General features: G+C 61.6%; 23 protein-coding genes and 1 tRNA gene. 15 read left to right on the top strand and 9 right to left on the bottom strand.

Translation table 11 applies throughout. The annotated features are described in order from the left end of the window. Nucleotides 1-69: 69 nt before the first annotated feature. The gene (locus tag AC4CWF_RS11705; RefSeq protein ID WP_491281833.1) at nucleotides 70-750 is read right to left on the bottom strand and encodes a carbonic anhydrase; all 681 of its coding nucleotides are present in this window, start codon (nucleotides 748-750) and stop codon (nucleotides 70-72) included. Between the two features lie 443 nt (nucleotides 751-1,193). Between AC4CWF_RS11705 and speB the strand changes: the two genes are divergently transcribed. From speB to AC4CWF_RS11730, 5 genes are all read left to right on the top strand, one after another. Continuing rightward, entirely contained in the window at nucleotides 1,194-2,147 is a 954-nt protein-coding gene (gene speB / locus AC4CWF_RS11710) for an agmatinase (RefSeq protein WP_491281834.1), read from the top strand. Nucleotides 2,148-2,219: 72 nt separating this feature from the next. After that, nucleotides 2,220-3,152 (top strand): N-acetyl-gamma-glutamyl-phosphate reductase, encoded by a 933-nt coding sequence (gene argC / locus AC4CWF_RS11715; protein WP_491281835.1) that lies wholly within the window; start codon nucleotides 2,220-2,222, stop codon nucleotides 3,150-3,152. Between the two features lie 27 nt (nucleotides 3,153-3,179). Continuing rightward, the gene (locus AC4CWF_RS11720) at nucleotides 3,180-3,575 is read left to right on the top strand and encodes a VOC family protein (protein WP_491281836.1); all 396 of its coding nucleotides are present in this window, start codon (nucleotides 3,180-3,182) and stop codon (nucleotides 3,573-3,575) included. 2 nt (nucleotides 3,576-3,577) lie between these two features. After that, complete coding sequence (locus tag AC4CWF_RS11725) at nucleotides 3,578-4,438, top strand: aminoglycoside phosphotransferase family protein (protein WP_491281837.1); 861 nt, start codon at nucleotides 3,578-3,580, stop codon at nucleotides 4,436-4,438. Between the two features lie 77 nt (nucleotides 4,439-4,515). Then, complete coding sequence (locus AC4CWF_RS11730; RefSeq protein WP_491281838.1) at nucleotides 4,516-5,343, top strand: DODA-type extradiol aromatic ring-opening family dioxygenase; 828 nt, start codon at nucleotides 4,516-4,518, stop codon at nucleotides 5,341-5,343. 3 nt (nucleotides 5,344-5,346) lie between these two features. Here AC4CWF_RS11730 and AC4CWF_RS11735 read toward each other — a convergent pair whose 3' ends face one another. After that, a complete protein-coding gene (locus tag AC4CWF_RS11735; RefSeq protein ID WP_491281839.1) occupies nucleotides 5,347-6,441 on the bottom strand; it encodes a COX15/CtaA family protein in 1,095 nt (364 codons plus the stop codon). 133 nt (nucleotides 6,442-6,574) lie between these two features. Here AC4CWF_RS11735 and AC4CWF_RS11740 point away from each other — a divergent pair, with 133 nt between their 5' ends. Beyond that, the gene (locus AC4CWF_RS11740) at nucleotides 6,575-6,787 is read left to right on the top strand and encodes a DUF2842 domain-containing protein (RefSeq protein WP_491281840.1); all 213 of its coding nucleotides are present in this window, start codon (nucleotides 6,575-6,577) and stop codon (nucleotides 6,785-6,787) included. A gap of 142 nt (nucleotides 6,788-6,929) precedes the next feature. Beyond that, the gene (locus AC4CWF_RS11745; protein ID WP_491281841.1) at nucleotides 6,930-8,171 is read left to right on the top strand and encodes a GNAT family N-acetyltransferase; all 1,242 of its coding nucleotides are present in this window, start codon (nucleotides 6,930-6,932) and stop codon (nucleotides 8,169-8,171) included. Between the two features lie 10 nt (nucleotides 8,172-8,181). Here AC4CWF_RS11745 and AC4CWF_RS11750 read toward each other — a convergent pair whose 3' ends face one another. Continuing rightward, complete coding sequence (locus AC4CWF_RS11750) at nucleotides 8,182-10,278, bottom strand: GumC family protein (protein WP_491281842.1); 2,097 nt, start codon at nucleotides 10,276-10,278, stop codon at nucleotides 8,182-8,184. Nucleotides 10,279-10,479: 201 nt separating this feature from the next. Between AC4CWF_RS11750 and AC4CWF_RS11755 the strand changes: the two genes are divergently transcribed. From AC4CWF_RS11755 to AC4CWF_RS11790, 8 genes are all read left to right on the top strand, one after another. Continuing rightward, nucleotides 10,480-11,058 carry a polysaccharide biosynthesis/export family protein gene (locus AC4CWF_RS11755; protein WP_491281843.1) on the top strand — a complete coding sequence of 193 codons (579 nt, stop codon included), beginning with the start codon at nucleotides 10,480-10,482 and terminating at the stop codon, nucleotides 11,056-11,058. A gap of 2 nt (nucleotides 11,059-11,060) precedes the next feature. Further along, the gene (locus AC4CWF_RS11760) at nucleotides 11,061-12,212 is read left to right on the top strand and encodes a glycosyltransferase family 4 protein (RefSeq protein WP_491281844.1); all 1,152 of its coding nucleotides are present in this window, start codon (nucleotides 11,061-11,063) and stop codon (nucleotides 12,210-12,212) included. Nucleotides 12,213-12,500: 288 nt separating this feature from the next. After that, the gene (locus AC4CWF_RS11765; RefSeq protein ID WP_491285366.1) at nucleotides 12,501-13,898 is read left to right on the top strand and encodes an undecaprenyl-phosphate glucose phosphotransferase; all 1,398 of its coding nucleotides are present in this window, start codon (nucleotides 12,501-12,503) and stop codon (nucleotides 13,896-13,898) included. Then, nucleotides 13,895-15,133: an O-antigen ligase family protein gene (locus tag AC4CWF_RS11770; RefSeq protein WP_491281845.1), complete on the top strand. Its 1,239-nt coding sequence runs from the start codon at nucleotides 13,895-13,897 to the stop codon at nucleotides 15,131-15,133. The genes AC4CWF_RS11765 and AC4CWF_RS11770 overlap by 4 nt, the downstream gene beginning before the upstream one ends. A 31-nt stretch (nucleotides 15,134-15,164) precedes the next feature. Continuing rightward, entirely contained in the window at nucleotides 15,165-15,446 is a 282-nt protein-coding gene (locus AC4CWF_RS11775; RefSeq protein ID WP_491281846.1) for a helix-turn-helix domain-containing protein, read from the top strand. Nucleotides 15,447-15,653: 207 nt separating this feature from the next. Beyond that, nucleotides 15,654-15,803 (top strand): hypothetical protein, encoded by a 150-nt coding sequence (locus AC4CWF_RS11780; protein ID WP_491281847.1) that lies wholly within the window; start codon nucleotides 15,654-15,656, stop codon nucleotides 15,801-15,803. 104 nt (nucleotides 15,804-15,907) lie between these two features. Further along, nucleotides 15,908-16,096, top strand: a complete 189-nt coding sequence (locus AC4CWF_RS11785; protein ID WP_491281848.1) for a hypothetical protein — start codon at nucleotides 15,908-15,910, stop codon at nucleotides 16,094-16,096. An 83-nt stretch (nucleotides 16,097-16,179) separates the two neighbouring features. Beyond that, nucleotides 16,180-16,256 (top strand) — tRNA-Pro (locus AC4CWF_RS11790). A 215-nt stretch (nucleotides 16,257-16,471) separates the two neighbouring features. Here AC4CWF_RS11790 and AC4CWF_RS11795 read toward each other — a convergent pair. The 6 genes from AC4CWF_RS11795 to AC4CWF_RS11820 all read right to left on the bottom strand — a co-directional run bounded on the left by AC4CWF_RS11795 (nucleotide 16,472) and on the right by AC4CWF_RS11820 (nucleotide 20,847). Continuing rightward, nucleotides 16,472-17,008, bottom strand: coding sequence for a MerR family transcriptional regulator (locus AC4CWF_RS11795; RefSeq protein ID WP_491281849.1), 537 nt, complete (start codon nucleotides 17,006-17,008; stop codon nucleotides 16,472-16,474). Nucleotides 17,009-17,171: 163 nt separating this feature from the next. Next, nucleotides 17,172-17,510: an integration host factor subunit alpha gene (locus tag AC4CWF_RS11800; RefSeq protein ID WP_491281850.1), complete on the bottom strand. Its 339-nt coding sequence runs from the start codon at nucleotides 17,508-17,510 to the stop codon at nucleotides 17,172-17,174. Nucleotides 17,511-17,596: 86 nt separating this feature from the next. Next, nucleotides 17,597-18,568 carry a beta-ketoacyl-ACP synthase III gene (locus AC4CWF_RS11805; RefSeq protein WP_491285368.1) on the bottom strand — a complete coding sequence of 324 codons (972 nt, stop codon included), beginning with the start codon at nucleotides 18,566-18,568 and terminating at the stop codon, nucleotides 17,597-17,599. 19 nt (nucleotides 18,569-18,587) lie between these two features. After that, entirely contained in the window at nucleotides 18,588-19,637 is a 1,050-nt protein-coding gene (plsX, locus tag AC4CWF_RS11810; protein WP_491281851.1) for a phosphate acyltransferase PlsX, read from the bottom strand. Between the two features lie 95 nt (nucleotides 19,638-19,732). Then, a complete protein-coding gene (locus AC4CWF_RS11815; RefSeq protein WP_491281852.1) occupies nucleotides 19,733-20,302 on the bottom strand; it encodes a YceD family protein in 570 nt (189 codons plus the stop codon). Next, nucleotides 20,299-20,847, bottom strand: coding sequence for a ubiquinol-cytochrome C chaperone family protein (locus tag AC4CWF_RS11820; protein WP_491281853.1), 549 nt, complete (start codon nucleotides 20,845-20,847; stop codon nucleotides 20,299-20,301). The genes AC4CWF_RS11815 and AC4CWF_RS11820 overlap by 4 nt, the downstream gene beginning before the upstream one ends. Nucleotides 20,848-20,979 lie beyond the last annotated feature (132 nt).

The following is a 20,979-nucleotide window of genomic DNA, read 5'->3' on the forward strand; positions in this document are numbered from 1 at the left end:
TCTCTTGCAGACACGGAAAAAGGCGGAGTTTCGGCTCCGCCTTTTTTATTGCCTGAATTTTCTTCCCCTTCAGCCCAGAAACTCGACCGTACCGGTGTCGAGGTCGTAACGGCCGTAGACGACCTTCACCTTGCCCTCGTGTACGAACTCGGCAACGATCGGGCTTTCGGTTGCAATCTTTTGCGCGGTGCGGCGGGCACTTTCCTTGACGACATTATCGACAAAGTCGCCCGGCTTGCCGAGAAGGTCGCGGGCCGCCGGCACCATGGCGTCCACCATCGGGCCGATGGAGCCCGGCAGTTTCGTGCCTTTTTCCGCCACTTCGCAGGCCGCCGAAATAGCGCCGCAGCGTTCATGGCCGAGCACCAGGATCAGCGGCGAGCCGAGATGTTCGACGCCGTATTCGATCGAGCCCATCACCGCCGTATCGGCGGTATTGCCGGCATTGCGGCAAACGAAAAGTTCGCCCAGATTGACGCCGCCGAACAGAAGTTCCGGAGACAACCGGCTGTCGGCGCAGGTCAGCACCGTTGCCCAGGGTTTTTGGCCCTTGGCGACCGTCGTGCGCGTGGCACCGATATCGGCCGCGCACAGTTGCGGAGCGGAGACGAACTTGGCGTTGCCGGCCTTCAGCCGCTCCAGTGCTTCGTCCGGCGACAAGCCCTTTGCCGCCTCGGTCGCGACAGCCGGCCGGCCAAGACCACCGAATAGCGCAAGCCCCAGGCCCGCCGCCCCTGCAACCGTCATCATGCGACGACGGCTCATCGTCATACAGTCAAGACACATGGAATTTCCCCCGGATTACATCAGCAGACCCCAAAATCTCTCCGCCAACACATCGAGTTTATTCCGACTACAGCCCATGTAAATCTGTTTTTTCTAATAGATAGTTTCCGCTTCCTTTCTTGTGTCACGGCGCTTCATTCGAATTTCCGAAAGTAGAGTGAGTGTCATTTTGTTTTACAACGCCGTTTCTATATTTCAGACGGCGCAGGTTTTTCGGACTTTTCTGATGCAGAATCATGTTCAACGGACAGTGCGGCGCCCTGGACCAGGATAAATCCTGAATTCTGCCTCTCGAATAGGCTGGCAATTGCCGAAGCCCCTCTTTCGGGATGCGGATGGCGCGGCTACAACCAGTTTGCCTGCGCCTTGCAGCAGGCCATCGTGACGCGCCCTTGAAGGATACCGGTATGGCCAGCAAAACCATCGACCACGCCTTTTCCGCCACCGGCAACCGGGGCGCCGCAACGGACCCGACCTATGCCGGGGCCTTGTCCTTCATGCGCCGGCGTTTTTCCAAGGATTTGACCGATGTCGATGCGGTGGTGCTGGGCATTCCCTTCGATGCGGCCACCTCCAACCGGCCCGGCGCCCGCTTCGGGCCACAGGCGATCAGGCGCGCCTCCGCCATCTTCGACAACGACCCGCAGTATCCCTTTGCGCGTGATCTGTTTCAGGACATGGCGGTGATTGATTACGGCGATGTTCTCCTCGACTATGGCAATCACCAGACGACGCCCGGCCGCATTCAGCAGGAGGCGGAGCACATCCTTGCCTCGGGTGCCTACCTGCTTGGGCTCGGCGGCGATCATTTTGTCACCTGGCCGCTCCTGAAGGCGCAGGCGGCAAAACACGGGCCGCTGGCGCTGGTGCATTTCGACGCCCACCAGGACACCTGGGAGGATGACGGACAACGCATCGACCACGGCTCGTTTGTGGCACGCGCCGTGCGCGAAGGCGTGATCGATGCCAGCCGCTCAATCCAGATCGGCATCCGCACGCAGGCGCCGGAGGATTTTGGCATCCGCATTCTCAAGGGCGATACGGTGGAGGACATGAGCACGACCGAGATCGCAAAAACGATCCTCGACCATGTCGGCACTGCCGCCTGTTATCTCACCTTCGATATCGATTGCCTCGACCCCGCCTTTGCGCCCGGCACTGGCACACCGGTTGCCGGCGGCCCGTCTTCGGCAAAGATCCTCTCGGTGCTGCGCAAGCTTGGCCCCCTCGATATCAGAGGCTCCGATGTGGTGGAGGTGGCGCCTGCCTATGATCATGCAGATATCACCGCCATTGCCGGTGCGACGGTCGCCATGTATATGCTGGGGCTGAGAGCCGAACGATTGGCGCGCGGCTGTTAACAAACTGAATCAAGGGCCAGGTAAACTGAATCCGGTTCTTCTTCCAACGCACTGATTTCACGGGTAGATACAATGAGCGCGAAAATCTTCATCGATGGCGAACACGGCACCACGGGGCTGCAGATCCGCACCCGCATGGCCGACCGCCGCGATGTGACGCTGCTCTCGATCCCCGAGGCCGAGCGGCGCAATGCGGCGCTCCGCGAAGAGCTGCTGAACAGCGCCGACATCGCCATTCTGTGCCTGCCCGACGAGGCCTCGAAAGAGGCCGTGTCGATGCTCTCCGGCAACAACAATGTGCGCATCATCGACACCTCGACGGCCTATCGCGTTGCCGAGGACTGGGCCTATGGCTTTGCCGAAATGGATGCAGCGCAGGGCGACAAGATCCGCTCGGCACGCTCAGTTGCTAATCCCGGCTGTTATCCGACCGGCGCCATCGCCCTCATCCGGCCGCTCCGCGAAGCTGGCATCCTGCCTAACGGCTATCCGGTCTCGGTCAATGCGGTCTCCGGTTATACCGGCGGCGGCAAACAGTTGATCGCGCAGATGGAAGACCAGAACCATCCCGAGCATCTGGCGGCGAACAATTTTCTCTACGGCCTGCCGCTGAAGCACAAGCACGTGCCGGAGATGACCGTGCATGGGAAGCTCGATCGCGCACCGTTGTTTGCCCCTTCCGTTGGCCGGTTTGCCCAAGGCATGATCGTGCAGGTGCCGCTGTTCCTCGACCATCTGGCTGAGGGCACGACGCTGGAGACGATCCATGCCGCCCTCGTCTCGCATTATGCCGGGCAATCTGTGGTGAGCGTGGTGCCGCTTGAGGACAGCGTAAAACTGCCGCGCGTCGATGCTGAAGAACTGGTGGGCCGCGACACAATGAAACTTTACGTGTTCGGCACGCCCGGTGGCGCGCATGCGAACCTCGTGGCTGTGCTCGACAATCTCGGCAAGGGCGCGTCTGGCGCTGCCGTGCAGAACATGGACCTGATGCTCTCGGCCTGAGCATTCACGCAAGGAGGAGGATGCCGCATGCTGGATCACATCGGTCTTTCGGTGGCAGACCTTGCCCGCTCCCGCGCCTTCTACGACGCCGTCATGCCGACGCTCGGTGCCGCCTGCCAAATGGCGGTGACGGCCGAGGAGACCGGCGGTTATGAAGGTTTTGGTTATGGCGTGGCGGGCAAGCCGTCGCTCTGGATCGGCAATGGCGGCCGCACCAAGGGCAGCCTGCATATTGCCCTCGCTGCGCCTGATAGGGCCTCTGTCGACGCCTTTCATCAGGCGGCCCTTTCGGCCGGTGGAACCTGCAACGGTGCTCCGGGGCTGCGCCCGCATTACCATCCGAACTATTATGCCGCCTTCGTGCTTGATCCCGACGGCCACAATGTCGAGGCCGTCTGCCACCGGCCGCCGGCGGCCCTGTGAGCATGGACGATAGGCCCCAGTCAGATGATCCGCTGCTGCGACCTGATCTGCTGGACCGCTGGAAGCTAAGCGCACCGCGCCCTCTCGCCGATACGCATTCCAGCCGCCTCTACCGCGTGGCGCGCGCCGATGGCAGCGACGCCATCCTCAAGCTTCTGAAGCCGGAGGGCCTTCGCGAACGCGCCGGCTTTGCCTATCTCGCCTGGCGCGACGGCCAGGGTGCCGTGCGACTGCTGGAGCAGGCGGACGATGCCTGCCTTCTCGAAGATGCCGGCGCGATCAGCCTCGCCGACCTGCACAGGATGGAGGGCGATGCGGCGGCCACGCCGATCCTGTGCCAGCTTTTGCCGCTCCTGCACGCGCCGTCTGACCGGACACCGCCCCCGCACCTGATAACGCTGGAGCAGCACTTCCGCTGCCTGTTCGAACTGGCGGAACGGGACGGCCCGCACCGGGAAATGGCCATCTGGGCGGCAGCGGAGGCGCGCGACCTGCTTGGCCGCCAGACGCGGCAGATCCCCCTGCACGGCGATCTGCACCACGACAATGTCATGATGGACGCACGCGGCACATGGCGCGTCATAGACCCACAGGGCCTGATCGGCGATCCCGCCTATGAGGTAGCCAATATCTTCGGCAATCCCGGTGGTGCTCATCTGTTCGAACCGGCCCGCGTGGTGCGATTGGCGGAGGCCCTCGCCCCGGTTCTGGGCTGCAGCCCGCTCACGGTGCTGCGTTATGCCGGCGCGCATGCCATGCTCTCGACCGCCTGGTCGTTGCGCCCGCCGGAAAGCGCGGATGCAGCCGAGAACATCCGCGAGCGCACGACCGTCGCCGGCTTCATTCGTTCACTGATTGCGTAACAATCTGTTTATTGTTCGGACGATAGTGTGAACAATCGACTGTTGTTATGATGGCTCAACAATCAGAGAGCACACTCATGCCGCAGACCCGGTTTCCCGTCTATTTCATCCCCCATGGCGGCGGCCCCTGGCCCTTCATGGAGTTCCCAAGGGATAGCGAGGGCAAGGGCCCCTGGGACGCGCTTGGCGCTTTCCTGCGCGGGCTCGATGGCGAGATCGGCCGGCGTCCGAAAGCGGTTCTCGTCGTCTCCGGCCATTGGGAAAAGGAACCGGTGCCGACGCTCAGCACCGCGCCAAAACCGCCGATGCTGTTCGACTATTACAATTTCCCGCCGCACACCTACGAACTGTCTTACCCGGCCGAAAACTCGCTGGCGCTTGCGGCACGCGCCCGGGAGCTTCTGTCGGACGCGGGCATTGCCTCAGCGGAAGATGACACACGCGGCTTCGACCACGGTGTCTTTATTCCCTTCATGCTGATCTATCCGGATGCGGATGTGCCGATCACCATGATGTCGCTGAAAAACACGCTGGACGTGGAAAGCCATGTGACGATCGGCAAGGCGCTGGAACCGCTGCGCGATGAAGACGTGCTGATCATCGCGTCCGGCATGACCTATCACAACATGCCAAAGTTTCGGAAGGCAGATGCCGAGCATGTGGCCGAGGCGGTGCGTTTCGACGACTGGCTGGCCGATGTGGTTTCCGATGCCGATCCAGCGGCCCGGGCCGAGCGGCTGGCAACCTGGCAGGACAATCCCGATGCGCGGGCCTGCCATGTGCCCGACCATGACCATCTGGTGCCGCTGTTTGTGGCAGCAGGAGCTGCCGGCAACGACCGGGGCGCGCGCATTTTCACCGCGACGTATCTCGGCAAGCCCTATTCCGGCTACCGCTTCGGCTAGGATTTATCCGCGTGCGGACACGGCTTCGTCACGCGGAAACTCGCCATAAAAACCGCGCCAGTGGCTGATGGCATAGGCGAGCACCACAAGGCCCCCTGCCTGGTGCAGAAGCCCCGCCTCGATCGGCACATGCGTCAAGAGCGTGACGATGCCGATCACCGCCTGGCCGCAGACGAGGCCGAACAGCATCATGGCGCCCTTGGCATGCGTGCTGCCCGGCGTCTTGTTGACCGAGACGATCATGTGAATGAAGGTCAGCGTCAAAAGCAGATAGGCGCCGCAGCGGTGGACGAACTGCACCGTCTTCGGGTTTTCAAACAGGTTGATCCACGCCGGCGTATGGGTGAACAGGTCTCCCGGCACCAGCGCGCCATCCATCAGCGGCCAGGTATTGTAGGAAAAGCCGGCATCGAGACCCGCCACCAGCGCGCCGAGATAGATCTGGAATAGCACGAGGAAGGCAAGGCCGGCAGCTGCCAGATGCGAGCGGGACGTCGGCGGCACATCGACCTTCTGCGGTGTGAGACCGCGCATGATGAAGGTAGAGGCGGCAAAGATCAGGCAGGCGATGGTGAGATGCGTCGCCAGCCGGTACTGCGAGACATCGACCCGTTGCGTGAGGCCAGACGAGACCATCCACCAGCCGATAAACCCCTGGAAGCCGCCGAGTGCCAGAAGCCCGACCAGCGGCCAGCGCAGGCGACGCTCGACGCGGCCGGTCAGCCAGAAATAAGCGAGCGGCAGAGCAAATACGAGGCCGATGGCGCGCGCCAGCAGCCGGTGCGCCCATTCCCACCAGAAGATCGTCTTGAACTCATCCAGCGACATGCCGCGATTGATCTGCTGATATTGCGGGATCTTGCGGTAGAGATCGAGTTCCTCTTCCCATTCGGCAACGGAGAGCGGCGGAATGACGCCATGGATCGGCTTCCATTCGGTAATCGACAGGCCCGAATCGGTGAGCCGTGTGGCACCGCCGACCAGCACGAGACAGAAGAGCGTGAACAGCACGACCTGCAGCCAGCGCCGCAGCAAAGTGCGATTTTCCGCCACGCGGGCATGGGCGCCGCCAAGGCTCGTCTGATCCAAGATCACCATTTGCTCTCCTGACATTTATCAACAATGTCTGCTTTGCGTTGATTTGCCCGAGGCGCCCGTGCAAAACAAGCCCTCAGGGTTTGCGGCATGCCGTCGCGGCCTTGCAGACTGTTGCGATTTCGGGAGGATAACGATGCCCCTGCGGCTCAAGAAGTTCATCGGCACGATCCTCATCATCATTCTGGTGCTGACCTATGCGCTGCTGGCCACCACGATTGCTTCGCTGACGCTCGCCACCTCGCCGTGGTGGGTGCATCTGCTCTATTTCCTTCTGAGCGGGCTGTTGTGGATCCTGCCGGCCATGCTGATCATCAAATGGATGGCCGGCCCGCACCCGCGAAGCTAACCCCGATCCATCAGTGACACCTTATATTAACCACACGTAACGGATGGGCGCGTCAAACCAGTGTGATTAACTGTCTTGTTTCGACCACGCCGCTAGGCTGTCCCGGATGTTTGAGGACAGCAGGCTGGAAGGGTGTCGACGAATGCAGGTACAGGACATTGTGCGAGACGCGCGCGCGCAAACCGGAGATCGCTCCCTCGAACGGTCAGACAAGCCGGCGGCACCGGCCCTTGCGATGGACAGGATGGAGCTTTTCGTTGTCCCCGACATGGCCGCACTAGAGCCGGTGTGGCGGCAATTGCAGGCACTGCCGCGCAATTCCCTGCATCAGGGTTATGACTGGTGCAAGGCCTGGGTGGACAGCCACAAGCCGGACCTTGCAGTTGTCGAGGGCCGGATCGATGGCCGTACCGTGATGATCCTGCCGCTTGAGATCGAGCACCGCGCCGGCATCCGCACCGCCTATCCGCCGGCGCGTGGCCATAACAACCTGAACAGCGGCCTGTTTTCACACGATTTTGCGCTGACGGCGGAAGAACAGGCGCTGTTTTGCCAGAAGCTGGCGGCCTGCCTGAAGAACCGCGTCGATCTGGTGGTGATGGATACGGTGGCGTTGGTCTGGCGGGGCCTGCGTCACCCCTTTGCCGGCCTCACCGCCGTTGCCCATCAGAATCACTCCTTCCAGCTGCCGATCCTCGATACGTTCGAAAAGACGATTGGGCAGCTGAACGCCAAACGCCGGCGCAAGAAATTCCGTGTCCAGGTGCGGCGCATGGAAGAGGCCGGCGGTTACGAACATTACATTCCGCAGACGCGCGAAGAGCGCCATGCGCTGCTGGAAACCTTTTTTGCCCAGAAGCGGGCGCGATTTAAGGCGCATGGCCTGCCCGATGCGTTTGGGCGAAAGGAAGTGCGCGATTTCTTCCATACTCTGCTCGATGTGCCCGCGGACGGACATGACCAGCCGCTTTTCCTGCATGCGATCCGCCTCTCGGGCGAGCCGGGCAAACCGGTGGTCGGCATTTCCGGCATGTCGCGCAAGGGCGATCACCTGATCTGCCAGTTCGGCTCCATCGATAGCGTGCGCGTGCCGGAGGCAAGTCCCGGCGAGCTTCTTTACTGGCTGATGATCGAGAAGGCAGGGGTGGAGGGCATCAAGCTGTTTGATTTCGGCGTCGGTGACCAGGGTTATAAACGCAGCTGGTGCCCGATGGAGACACCGCTGTTCGATATCCTCATTCCGCTGACGCCGAAGGGACGGATTGCCACCCATGTCTATGCGGGTCTCGTGCGCCTGAAGACGCGCCTCAAGCACCAGCCGAAACTTTACCGGCTGGTGCAGCGCCTGCGCGCCGGCCGGAAGCGGCCATCCGCTGAGGAATGATATTGGCCGATCAGGCCGCTGTCTGGCGGCCCCGCGGGGGCAGATAACCGGAGAGGTCGGCCGTCATGATAAGCGCATCGGGATAACCGGCTTTCTCATATTGCACCTTCGCCTGCTCAATCCTTTCAGCTGAAGCGCCACCCATAGAAAGAACGATCTGCGCCTGATGGGCGCGCATCAGGCGGTCGAGATTGTCTGTCTCGGTCGCCCCGCATTCCACCAGCACGATCTCATAGGCGCCGGCGAGCGCATCGATGATTATGCTGAGCCGGTCGGCACCGCGCATGGCGTCTGCCGGATCGGCCTGGCCTTTGGGAACGATATGGGCGCTGGACAGCCGGTCCGGGTGAATGGTTTCGCCGAACGTCGTTGCACCGCAGAGAAGATCGGTAATGCCAGCCAGTTGCTGCGTCTGCGCCATCAGGCGGGTTGGACAGGCAGTGCCCGAGAGATCGAGCAGCACGACGGAACGGCGCTGGCCGGCCAGCTCACGCGCCAGGATGACGGTGGCCGTCGAACCGTCGTCTCCTTCAGGCGAAACGATGATCGCCACCGCATCGCCACGCCGCATCAGATAATCCCGCACGGGGGCGAGGCCCGGCAGCGGCCCTTGCGGGTTCAAGAGTTCCGTACGCCGCTCGGCCGCTGCAACGGCACCGGCGTCGGGCAGAGCGGCAGGCTGCGATACCGGCTGCGGCTCGACAGATACGCGCTCGCCTGCGGGGCGAAGGCCACGCCCGGAAAACAGCGCCACGACGATCAAGCCGACGGCCTGCAGGATGAGACTTGCCAGCACCAGAACGATGGTGATCGGAATGACCTTCGGGAAATACGGTTCGGCCGGTTCGATGGCCGTGGAAACGATACGCGCATCGGCCGGCATGGCATTGCCCTCGACGCGTGACGCCGCCTCGCGGTAGCGCGCCAGATAGGTTTCCAGCAACTGGCGTTCGGCGGCTGCCTCCCGTTGGAGCACGCGAAGCCCCACTTCCTCCTCGCCGGCGCGGGCCGAATCGGCCTTCAATCCGCCCAGCTGCTGCATCAGCTGCTGTTCACGCAGGCGCGCCACCGATGCCTCGCTTTCAATGCTTGCAAGGATCTTGCGGCTTTCGGTCTCGATCTGCCGGCGGATGCCGGACAGCTGCGCCCGAAGCGCCTTCAGGCGCGGATGGCCTTCCAGAAGCGTGATGGAGGCCTGCGAAATCTCGCCCTCCACCAGCGACTGGTTTTCCTTCAGCCTCTGGATCATCGCCGAGCCGACAATGTCACCCATCGTATCGTAACCGCTGCCCTTTTCGAGAGCGGCGCGCACATTCTGTGCCCGTGCCTCGGCATTCGCCCTCTCGCCGCGCACGCGGGCAAGCTCGCTCGACATGCCGCTCAGCTGCTGGGCCGAAAAGCTGGTATTGTCGCCCGACTGGAAAAGCCCGGCGGAACTGCGGTAATCGGCCACCTTGCGTTCGGCCTCCGCCACCCTTGTCCGCAGCGCAGCAATCTCCGGCTCCAGCCAGCCCGCCGCCTCAGACAGCGTGTCGCGTTTGGATTTGCTCTGCATGGAAAGGTAGGCATCCGCCATGCGATTAGGGATCTCGGCTGAAAGCTTCGGATCTGCCGAGCTGAATTCCACCGCGATGACGCGTGAGCCCTCGAGCGGATAGACCTGCAGCTTTTCGCGAAATGCCTTGAGGACCCGGTCTTCGGCCGGCAGGTCCAGCGGGTTCTGCTTGAGGCCGAGCAGCACCAGAAAATCCGGCAGGAGTGCTGCAGCTTCCGGATCGAACTCTTTTCGGGAAGACAGGTCGAGGTCGCTGGCGACCTGGCGAATGAGATCGGCCGATTGCAGCAGTTGCACCTGGCTTGCGATGTTGAACTGGTCGAGCACCGGCTCATTGGCGCCCTGCGCCGGCTCGCCAGTGCCGCTGCCGCGGGCCTCGATGAGGACACGCGTTTCGGCCTTGTAGGCGGGCGTCATCAGGCTTGCGCCGGCAAAGGCAAACACGGCCACCAGCGCCGTAGTGGTGAGAATACGCCGCCGCCGCTCCCACACGGCACCGAACAATTGCCCGATGTCGATATCCGCATCCTGATTGGCGCCCATGCCGGACATCGCCCACTCCTCTTGTATCTCGTGGGTCAGAAACTAGGCGAACATGGTAACCCGACCGTTAATGAGAGAGCCTGAATGTTCGTGGGGGCTGACGCTTTATCGACACATGCCCAAAACCTGCACAGCCTCTTTACCGGCCATTAACCATGATCAGCGGATAAGGATGACACTTGCTTTTTCCCAGCCGGAGTTTCGCGCGAAATGTGGTTCGCACGACCAAGACCTGTTCTGACCATGGCTCTTGCAGCCTGCATTTCGGCAGGCCTTGCCAGTTGCTCGTCCTATGCGCCGGCGCCAAAGGCCTTTCACGAGGCGACCATCCAGCCCTACCGGCTGGACAGCGGAGACCGGTTGCGGGTGGCCGTATTCGAACAGCCGAGCCTCTCCAACACCTATACGGTCGATCAGGCCGGTTATATCTCTTTCCCGCTTGTCGGGCAGGTGCCGGCGCGTGGCCAGACCATCGCAGCGCTTGAGGGGGCACTCGCCGCCAAACTGAAGAAGGGATATCTGCGCGATCCCGATGTGACCATCGAAGTGGACCGCTACCGTCCCGTCTTCGTGATGGGTGAAGTGGGCCGCCCCGGACAATATGCCTATGTACCCGGCATGACGGCGCAAAATGCCATTGCCATTGCCGGCGGCTTTACCCCGCGCGGCAACCAGCGCGATGTGGATGTGACCCGCAAGATCAACGGAGAAGTGCTGACAGGCCGCACCACGATTTCAAGCCCGGTTCTGGCTGGCGATACGCTTTACGTACGCGAACGGCTGTTCTGAACATGGATGCGGATCAGCCTCTTCGGATCATTCACTGCTTTCGCTCGCCGGTTGGCGGCATCTTCCGGCACGTGCGCGATCTCGTAGAGGAACATCATGCCGCCGGCCACGAGGTCGGTATTCTCTGCGACAGCTCGACGGGCGGGGCGCATGAGGAAAAACTGTTCGAGACGATCCTGCCCAAGCTTTCGCTGGGCCTGACGCGCCTTCCCATACGCCGCTCGATCAGCCCATCGGATCTCGCGGCGCTCTACAGAAGTTACAGTCATATCAAAAGTTTGCGGCCGGATGTCTTGCACGGTCACGGCGCCAAGGGTGGCGTTGTCGCAAGGCTGATCGGCTCATTGCTGCGGGTGAACAGGTATTGCGTAGCCCGCCTCTATTCGCCGCATGGCGGCAGCCTGCATTATGACCGGAAAAAACTGTCCGGCCAGGTGGTGCTGCGCCTCGAGCGATTGCAGGAACGGCTGACCGACAATCTGGTCTTCGTCTGCGATTATGAAAGACGCACCTATGCGGAAAAGGTCGGTACACCGAGACCGCCGGCGCGGGTGATTTATAACGGAATCCGGGACCGGGAGTTCAAACCGGTTCCGCTTGCGCCGGATGCTGCCGATTTTCTCTATATCGGCATGATGCGCGACCTGAAGGGTCCCGACGTGTTTTTCGACGCCTTTGCCCGCACTGAGCGCGCGCTGCAACGGCCGCTCACGGCAGTGATGGTGGGCGACGGCCCGGACCGCGATCGTTACCGTGAGAAAATTACCGAACTCGGCCTTGGCCGGCGTATCCGTATGCTGGATGCCATGCCGGCAACGGACGCCTTTGCGCTGGCCCGCACCGTTGTTGTGCCCTCGCGCGCCGAAGCCATGCCTTATATCGTGCTGGAGGTTCTCTCAGCCGAAAAGCCGCTGATCGCCACCCGCGTCGGCGGCATTCCCGAGGTGATGGGGACCGACAGTGCAGCGCTTGCCACCCCGGGCGATGCGGATGATCTTGCCGCCCGCATGGTCGAATCGATGACGGATGCAAAATGGCAAGAACGGGTCATGCCGAAACCGCATGCATTTCGCGCAAAATTTTCCGCAAGCGTGATGGCGGGCGACATGCTGGCGCTCTACCGCGAGCTGACGGCACAGCGCCCGGGCGCATAACCGGCGCAAACCTTTCTTAGCATCTTGCTGATATTGCTCGCATCAACGCGCAAGGGCCGGTGTTTGCCCTTAAGCCAGCGACGGGCGGGATCAGAGACGATGAGCGGGCCGGCACAGCAGGATGAGTTGAACGTGGAGGCGCTGCGCCAACGGGTTTCCTCCCCGCCTTCGATGGAGACGCCTGCAGGGGCAGACACGGAAGCCGCAGCGGTCACCAACACCCCTTCCGCACCTGTCGAACTCAATCCGTTTGCGCGTGAGATCGCCGAGCAGTTTCGCCACCAGACCATGGCGCCTGCCCTGCTGATTGGCCAGTTCCGGCTTCTCGAACTGCTTCTCCTGCTGGTCCTCGGCCTCGGCATCGGTTTCCTGTATGGCTTTGCCGAGAACAGCGCGTTCCCCGTCTATTTCCTCGTCACCACGGCCTCATCCACGCTCACCGTCCTTCTGCTGCAGATGGCGGATGCCTATCTGATCCCGTCGCTTCGGGCGCCCGCCCGCATGGCGCGGCGTGTGGTGGTGGCCTGGGGGCTTGGCTTTCTGGCGCAGGTCGTCGCCATGCATCTGTTGCACGACCTCACCTTCCCGCCGTCGACGCTGCTGGTCTGGGCCATAGTGGGCGCCGTGCTTCTCATGGCAACCCGATACCTGACGGCCTTCGGTATCCGCCACTGGGCGCGCAATGGCACGATGGAGCGGCGCGCCGTGATCGTCGGCGGTGGCAAGCCCGCCCGCGATCTCGTGCGGGCGCTGGAGCGGCAGGCGGACAACGATATCCGCATCTGCGGCATCTTTGACGATCGCGGCGATGCCCGCTCGCCCGATGTGGTGGCTGGTTATCCAAAACTCGGCACCTTTGCCGAACTGGTGGAATTTGCCCGCCTTGCCCGCATCGACATGCTGATCATCGCGCTGCCGGCAACGGCCGAGGAGCGCATATTGCAGCTGGTGCGCACGCTCTGGGTTCTGCCGGTGGATATCCGCCTTGCCGCCCATGCCAGCCAGCTGCGGTTTCGCCCGCGCGCCTATTCGCACGTTGGCAGCGTGCCGATGCTCGATATTTTCGACAAGCCGATCCGCGACTGGGACCAGGTCGCCAAGCGGATTTTCGATATCGGTTTTTCCCTGCTGGCGCTTGCCCTTGCCTGGCCAATCATGCTGGCGGCGGCCATTGCGGTGAAGACGACCTCGAAAGGCCCGGTTCTTTTCGTGCAGAAGCGTCACGGCTTCAACAACGAGGTGATCCACGTCCTGAAGTTCCGCTCGATGTATACGGAACTGTCCGATCCCACGGCCAAGCGCGCCGTGACGAAAAACGATCCGCGCGTCACCCCCGTTGGCCGCTTCCTGCGCAAATCCTCGCTGGATGAACTACCGCAGTTCTTCAACGTGCTGCGCGGCGAGCTTTCGCTTGTCGGCCCGCGCCCGCATGCGGTGCATGCCCAGACCGGTGACCGGCGGTATGTCGATGTGGTGGAGAGTTATTTTGCCCGCCACCGCGTCAAGCCCGGCGTGACCGGCTGGGCACAGATCAACGGCTTGCGCGGCGAACTCGACAGCGACGACAAAATCCGCGCCCGCACCGCCTTCGATCTCGATTATATCGAGAACTGGTCGCTGCTGCTCGATCTGAAGATCCTGTTCCTCACCCCCATCCGGCTGCTCAACACGGAGAATGCCTATTGAGCACGCTTGCCGCACAACAGCCGTTCCACCCGCAAAGGGCAGCGCTGCGGCTGATGGGCTCGGCTATGGTGGCGGTCGGTGTGTTTCTCTCCGGCTTCGTCATTTCCGAACCGGCGCCCTATGAGCTGATGCTGGCGGCGCAGATCGGCGTGTTTTTCCTGCTGGGCCTGAAGATTTCCCGCGCCGTCGGGCCGCTTCTCATCCTGCTCCTGCTGTTTAACGTCGGTGGCTTGCTGTCGCTGACTGTCATGGCGGATCTCTCCGGCGCGCCGATGTATATGGCGGTCTCGCTGTTCCTGGCACTCACCTCCGTGTTTTATGCCGCCATCATTGAGGATGACCATCGCCGGCTGGGCCTGATTTTTGGGGCCTGGGTGGCGGCTGCGGTGATCACGGCGCTGCTGGGCATTCTCGGTTATTTCCACGCCTTTCCCGGTGCCGAGGTCTTTACGCTTTACGACCGGGCCAAGGGCGCCTTCCAGGATCCGAACGTTTTTGGTCCCTATCTGGTGGCGCCGGCACTTTACCTGATGTACCGGCTGCTCAGCGGACCGCTTGCGGCAGCCCCGCTTGCCCTTGCAGGGCTTCTGGTGCTGACGCTTGGCATCTTCCTGTCGTTTTCCCGTGCCGCCTGGGGGCTTTACCTGTTTTCAGCCTTGGCGCTCGTCGTCGTGATGCTGCTGAAGGAACGCACGGCGGCCTTTCGCCTGAAAATCTTCATGCTGACGCTTGCCGCCCTTGTTCTGTTGATGCTGGCGCTTGGCGGCGCCATGCAGTCGAAAAAGGTCTCCGACCTTTTTCTCAACCGCGCCAAGCTGGTGCAGGATTATGACGGCGCGCGGCTCGGCCGCTTCGAGCGCCACAAGATCGGTTTCCTGATGGCGATGGAGCGACCGCTGGGGCTCGGGCCGATGGTGCTCGGAAAAATGTTCGGCGAGGACGAGCACAATATCTGGCTGAAGTCGCTCACCACCTATGGCTGGCTCGGGTTCGTGTCGTACATTCTGCTGATCTGGTCGACGCTTGCCATCGGCTTTCGTGCCTTGCTGCGCGATCGCCCCTGGCAACCGTATCTGATGATCGCCTGGATCGTGCTCGCCGGCCATGCACTGATCGGCAATGTCATCGATCTCGATCACTGGCGCCATGTCTACCTGCTGTTCGGCGTGATCTGGGGCTGTTTTGCGCTGGAACAGCGGCATCGTCGCAGCACTCGCGCAAAGCCCATGCCTTGACATCACCGCGACCTGTGCCACTTTTTCCCGTATGATGACAGCAGAACAAATTCGCGCCGCACGCGCCATGATCGGTCTTTCGGTGGAAGAACTGGCAGCAGAGAGCGGACTTTCCAGTGACGAGATCGAGACGATCGAGCGCGGCGGAACCGCCGGTGCCGAACGCCTGCGCCAGTGCCTTGAAAACCGCGGCATCGTGTTTCTCGCGGCCGGTGAAGACGATCCCGGTGTCGGCCCAGGGATCCGCCTGCGCCATGCGTCCTCGGACGAAGGCATGCGGCCGGAAAACCTCAATGCCGACAACGACGGCTGACACCCCCGGTCCCGGCCGCCCCCACACAGCCTGACGCTTTTATGACAGCCCCCTGATCGCACAGTGATGCGACTGTCCCGCCGGTGCGCGCCCTGCCCGCCCACGCGGGCCGCTTCTCCTGTTGTGTGCAGCCAACAATCACTGAAATCCCCGGGAACAAAATCGCCCTTGCGTCGTTGTCGGGCGCAATCACGCAAAGGAATTTTCATGGCCCGCAGCAACAGCCTTTATTTCGTCATCGGCGCCCTCGTCATCGCAGTCGCTGCTCTTGGCGTTTACGTCATCCGCGAAGAAACGAAGCCAAAGGGCGTCGAGATGAGCATCACTGGAAACGGCGTCAAAGTGGAACAGAATTGACGTCGATCAATGAAACCCCGTTTGCGAACATGTCTATATTCGGATATACAATCTGACGGGGAATAAAAGAAAGCCTTACGCGCTTTCAAAAAAGAGGGTGGCAGATGAGCAAACATATCGACCAGCAGACGACGGAAAAGTCCGGTTTCAAAAAAGTCTGGAACGTCAGCGAATTTGCGCGACGTTACCGGCTGGATGCCCGCGAAGAAAACCGTCTCCTGAAGCTGCTCGGTCCGTTTGCCTCCGAACAGGAGCTTCTGATGAATGCCACCCGCACGCCGATGTTTCGATAGGCATTCTTTCCACAGCACGCCAATTTGTTCTTGCACCCTGCGCGGCAAGTCAGTAATGAGGGCGTGCTTCGAAAGAAGCGGGTCGGGGCGTAGCGCAGCCCGGTAGCGCACTTGACTGGGGGTCAAGGGGTCGTCGGTTCAAATCCGGCCGCCCCGACCATTTAAAATCCGAACCGCCGCATCCCCCAGATGCCGGTTCACTCTTTCCCACGATTATGAAGACTTGAAGTCGCAAGCACCGGTTTGGGTGTTGAAGCGTACGAGGCCACATAGCAGGCTGTTTCGCTGCATCGGATAACCGGCGCGCACCTGCAAGCGCCACCAGCGCGCGCACGCGCCGAGCCCTCCCCCGCACAGAAAAACAATAAAAGAGAATCAGCGAACCTGATCGAGCAGGCGCTTGCACTCCAGGAGGTCGAAGAGCGCCTCCTGCAGAAGCGCGCGGTCTTCCTTGGCAATCGAGCTTTTGCCGAGCGAGACTTCCAGCCCGTCATCTTCAGAACCGCCGCCGAAGCCGAAAAAGCGGCCGCTGGGCTTCGCCTTGGGGCGACCGACGATCTGGTCGTCCTCGGGGTTTGCCACCTTGGGTTCGGCCGGCCGGTCGGCATTGGCGGCCATGATGGCTTCCATGGTGGCGAGATCGCCGGATGCGATGGCCGAGACGAACTTGTTGCCGTTGGTGCGCAGCAGTTTCTGCACGCCCTTGATCGTGTAGCCATGATCGTAAAGCAGGTGGCGGATGCCCTTGAGGAGATCGACATCCTCGGGGCGATAATAACGCCGGCCGCCGCCGCGCTTCATCGGCTTGATCTGCGGAAACCGGGTTTCCCAGAAACGAAGCACGTGCTGCGGCAGGTCGAGGTCGTCGGCAACTTCGCTGATGGTGCGAAAGGCGTCCGGGCTCTTGTCCACGTCTTCATCTCCAACAGTCTGCGACTCAACGCGACGTCACGGGTATTCGATAGACCGTATTTCAACGGTTTGCGGCGTCGAACTCAAGCGGTTTGAGAGAGAATGAACAGCTAACTGGCTGGCCGTGCCACGCCATGCGGACGGAAGTACCATCCGGGCAACTTCAGGTGGCAGGGTTGGCCGGTTTGGTCTTGGCCTTGCGCTGCAGGTGCGACTTCAAGATACGCTGTTTCAGCACGTTGGAGGCCTTGAACGTCATCACCCGACGCGGCGAGATCGGAACCTCTTCGCCCGTTTTCGGGTTGCGGCCGATGCGCTCATTCTTGGAGCGCACCTGGAAGGTGGCAAAAGAAGAAAGCTTGACCATTTCGCCGCGCACGATGGCGTTGCAGATTTCGTCGATGACCGTTTCGACAAGCTCGGCCGACTCGGTTCGCGAAAGGCCAACCTTGCGAAATACCGATTCCGCCAAGTCTGCGCGTGTCACTGTCTTGCCGGCCATGGACCCCGCCCGTCAACGTTCGATTTCTAACGAGTGCAAACTCTATGTCCCTTGGTCTTTCGGGTCAAGCACTTGTAAACGCGAGATTACCAGCGAATCAGCAGGGCGCCCCAGGTAAAGCCGCCGCCCATGGCTTCCAGCATCACCAGATCGCCCTTTTTGATCCGCCCGTCGGCGGCGGCAACCGAAATTGCCAGTGGAATGGAGGCAGCCGACGTGTTGCCGTGCAGGTCCACCGTCACCACAACCTTTTCGGAGGGAATGCCGAGTTTCTTGGCGGACCCATCGATGATGCGGCGATTGGCCTGGTGCGGCACCAGCCAGTCGAGATCGTCAGCCGTGGTGCCGGTGGCGGTGAATGCCGCCTCGATGACATCGGTGATCATGCCGACGGCATATTTGAACACTTCGCGGCCTTCCATGCGCAGATGGCCGACCGTGCCTGTGGTGGACGGGCCGCCATCCACATAGAGCTTGTCCTTGTGGGAACCATCCGAGCGCAGGTGCGCGGTCAGCACGCCGCGGTCAGCGATGGTGCCCTCGGCCTCCTGCGCTTCCAGAACAAGCGCGCCGGCGCCATCGCCGAAGAGAACGCAGGTGGTGCGATCCGTCCAGTCGAGAATGCGGGAGAAGGTTTCAGCGCCGATCACCAGCGCACGCTTGGCAAGGCCGGCCTTCAGATGCGCATCGGCCGTCGCCATGGCATAAACGAAGCCCGTACAGACCGCCTGCACATCGAATGCATAACCATGCGTCATGCCGAGCCGGTTCTGGATGTTGACGGCCGTTGCCGGGAAGGTGTTGTCAGGCGTCGATGTCGCGACGATGACGAGGTCGATATCGACAGGTGTCAGGCCTGCATTGTCGAGCGCGGCACGCGCCGCCTGCTCACCGAGCGAGGCCGTCGTTTCCCCCTCGCCGGCAATGTAACGCTGACGGATGCCCGTGCGCTGCACGATCCAGTCATCGGAGGTTTCCACGAGGCTTTCGAGTTCCTTGTTGGTGACCTGGCGCTTTGGCAGCGCCGCCCCGAAACCCAGAACCACTGATCGGATCATGCGCGTCATTCCTGCTTCCTTACGCCGCTTCTTCCGGACCTGCCGGCGGCAGGTGGCGGGCATGATAATCTTTGAGATCCTGCAGGATCTTGTCGTTCAGCTGATTGCGCACCATGTCGTAGCCGACGTCGATGGCCGAGGCATAACCTTCCGCATCCGTGCCGCCATGGCTCTTGATGACAATGCCGTTCAGCCCGAGGAAGACCCCGCCATTAACCTTGCGCGGGTCCATTTTCTCGCGCAGGCGGTCGAAGGCGCCCTTGGCGAAGAGATAACCGATCTTCGACATCAGCGTTCGCGACATGGCAGAGCGCAAAAGCTCGGCCATCTGCTTGGCGGTGCCTTCGGCCGTCTTCAGCGCGATATTGCCGGTAAACCCTTCGGTGACCACCACGTCGACCACGCCGCGGCCGATATCATTGCCCTCGACAAAGCCATGATAGGCAATGGTCGACAGGTTCGCCTCGCGGATCATGCGGCCCGCCTCGCGCACGTCTTCCTGGCCCTTGACCTCCTCGACGCCGACATTGAGGAGGCCCACAGTCGGGCGCTCGATCTCAAACAGCGAGCGGGCCATGGCCCCGCCCATCAGGGCGAAATCCAGAAGCTGGCGGGCATCGGCGCCGATGGTGGCGCCGATATCGAGAACAATGCTTTCGCCGCGCAGTGTCGGCCAGATGCCGGCAATCGCCGGGCGTTCGATGCCAGACATGGTGCGCAGGCAAAACATCGCCATCGCCATCAGCGCGCCGGTATTGCCGGCAGAGACCACCACATCGGCGTCGCCGGTCTTCACCGCATCGATCGCGCGCCACATGGACGAGACATGGCGACCGCGCCGCAGCGCAGCGCTTGGCTTTTCGTCCATGGTGATGGCCACGTCACAGTCATGAAAGACGGTCTTGGCGGCAAGCTTGGGGTATTTGGCAAGAAGCGGCTCGCACAGCGCCTTCTGGCCGAAAATGAGGAAAGTCACATCGGGGTGACGGTCCATCGCCTTGGCAGCGCCGGGAATGACGACTTGCGGACCGAAATCGCCACCCATGGCATCGAGAGATATCCTGATCACGCGTTCCTGATCCTTCTGTCCCGCGCTTGGCGAAATCGCGGCCAAAATACTGTTTCTGCCGCCGCATACAACTCATTACTGGGGAAATGCAAACGCTATTCCTTGGTTTTCCAGTCCTTGAGCACCGCAAAGGGGTTTGGTTTGCCCCCGTTGGGCGTCTCGTCGGCCTCGATATGATCGGTGAATTCATGGCCGGCTTTGCGCGGATAGGGATTGATCGCAAGCGCTGCAAACTCCGCCACCACGGCGCCGGCGTCGATGGTATCGCCGACAAAGGTCTCGGGAAGATCCGGTCCATCGGGATCGAGCACCATTTCAGCGGTATCGCCGGTGATCATGCGGGCAAGCTTGGAACCCTCCGGCACGAAGATCTGTTCCAGCTCTTCGTCGATATCGGCTTCCACCGGATCCAGCGAAACAACGCAGGCCTGCACGATATGCGCCTGCACCCGGCCCTTCAGCCGCACTCCATCTTTTTTCCAGCGCGCAATCTGCAGCTCTGCCTTCAGCGAACCGACCGAGACCACCTGCCAGAGTTTGGCAAGGGCTTCGCGCTCACGCTCATCTGCCTCCACACGCACAGTGACGGCATTGGCCGAGATATTGCCGACCTTTACCGGATAGGAGAAAGGCGGTTTTTCCTTGTGGTCGAGGGGTGTATTCATGACTGTTCTCCCTTTCCGGGCTCGGGCAACATCAGCATGCCGCGTGCGATGTCGTCTTCGGAGACCGCTGCAAGCGCTTCCTGCGCCTCAAGCATCCAGCGTCCGAGACCGTCCATCGTCGGGGCTTCAGCGCCAGACGGATAAAAATTGCGCCGCAGGGCGGCAGACAAAGCCGGTTCATCCCCGGCCTCGATGGCTTTTCCATAAGCTTCCAGCCGGCCGTAAAACATGCCAGCCAGTTTTTTCATGCGCTTGGGCACGGCCTGATCGCCAATGCCCAGTTCCCGGATCGAATGGTCGATGTCCTGGAAAAACGCATCAACAATCTCCTGCGCCAGTTCCTGACCGCTGGTGCCCGATTTCGCGGTGCGGCGGAAAAACAGGATCATGACAGCCGACAGCATCTCGAAGCGGCCCATGACGGTATCAGGCACATCGAGGTCTGTATAAAAGAAAGGAATGCGGGCAGCAGCCGTCAAGGTCGCATATTGCCTATCGACAATGGCGCGGTTTTGATTTTTCTGACGGAAAAGACCGAAGATCATGAAAGCCTGCACTTCTTGGCCGCCAAAGCGGATGCTGGTCAAGCCAGCCGTGTTGCATGGAAACGAAAGCTGGTTTACCGAAGCAGGCACGAATTGCAATGCCGTTCCGGCGTCGCAGCGATGAGGCAGGCG

This window comes from Neorhizobium sp. PAMB6630 (assembly GCF_058242775.1).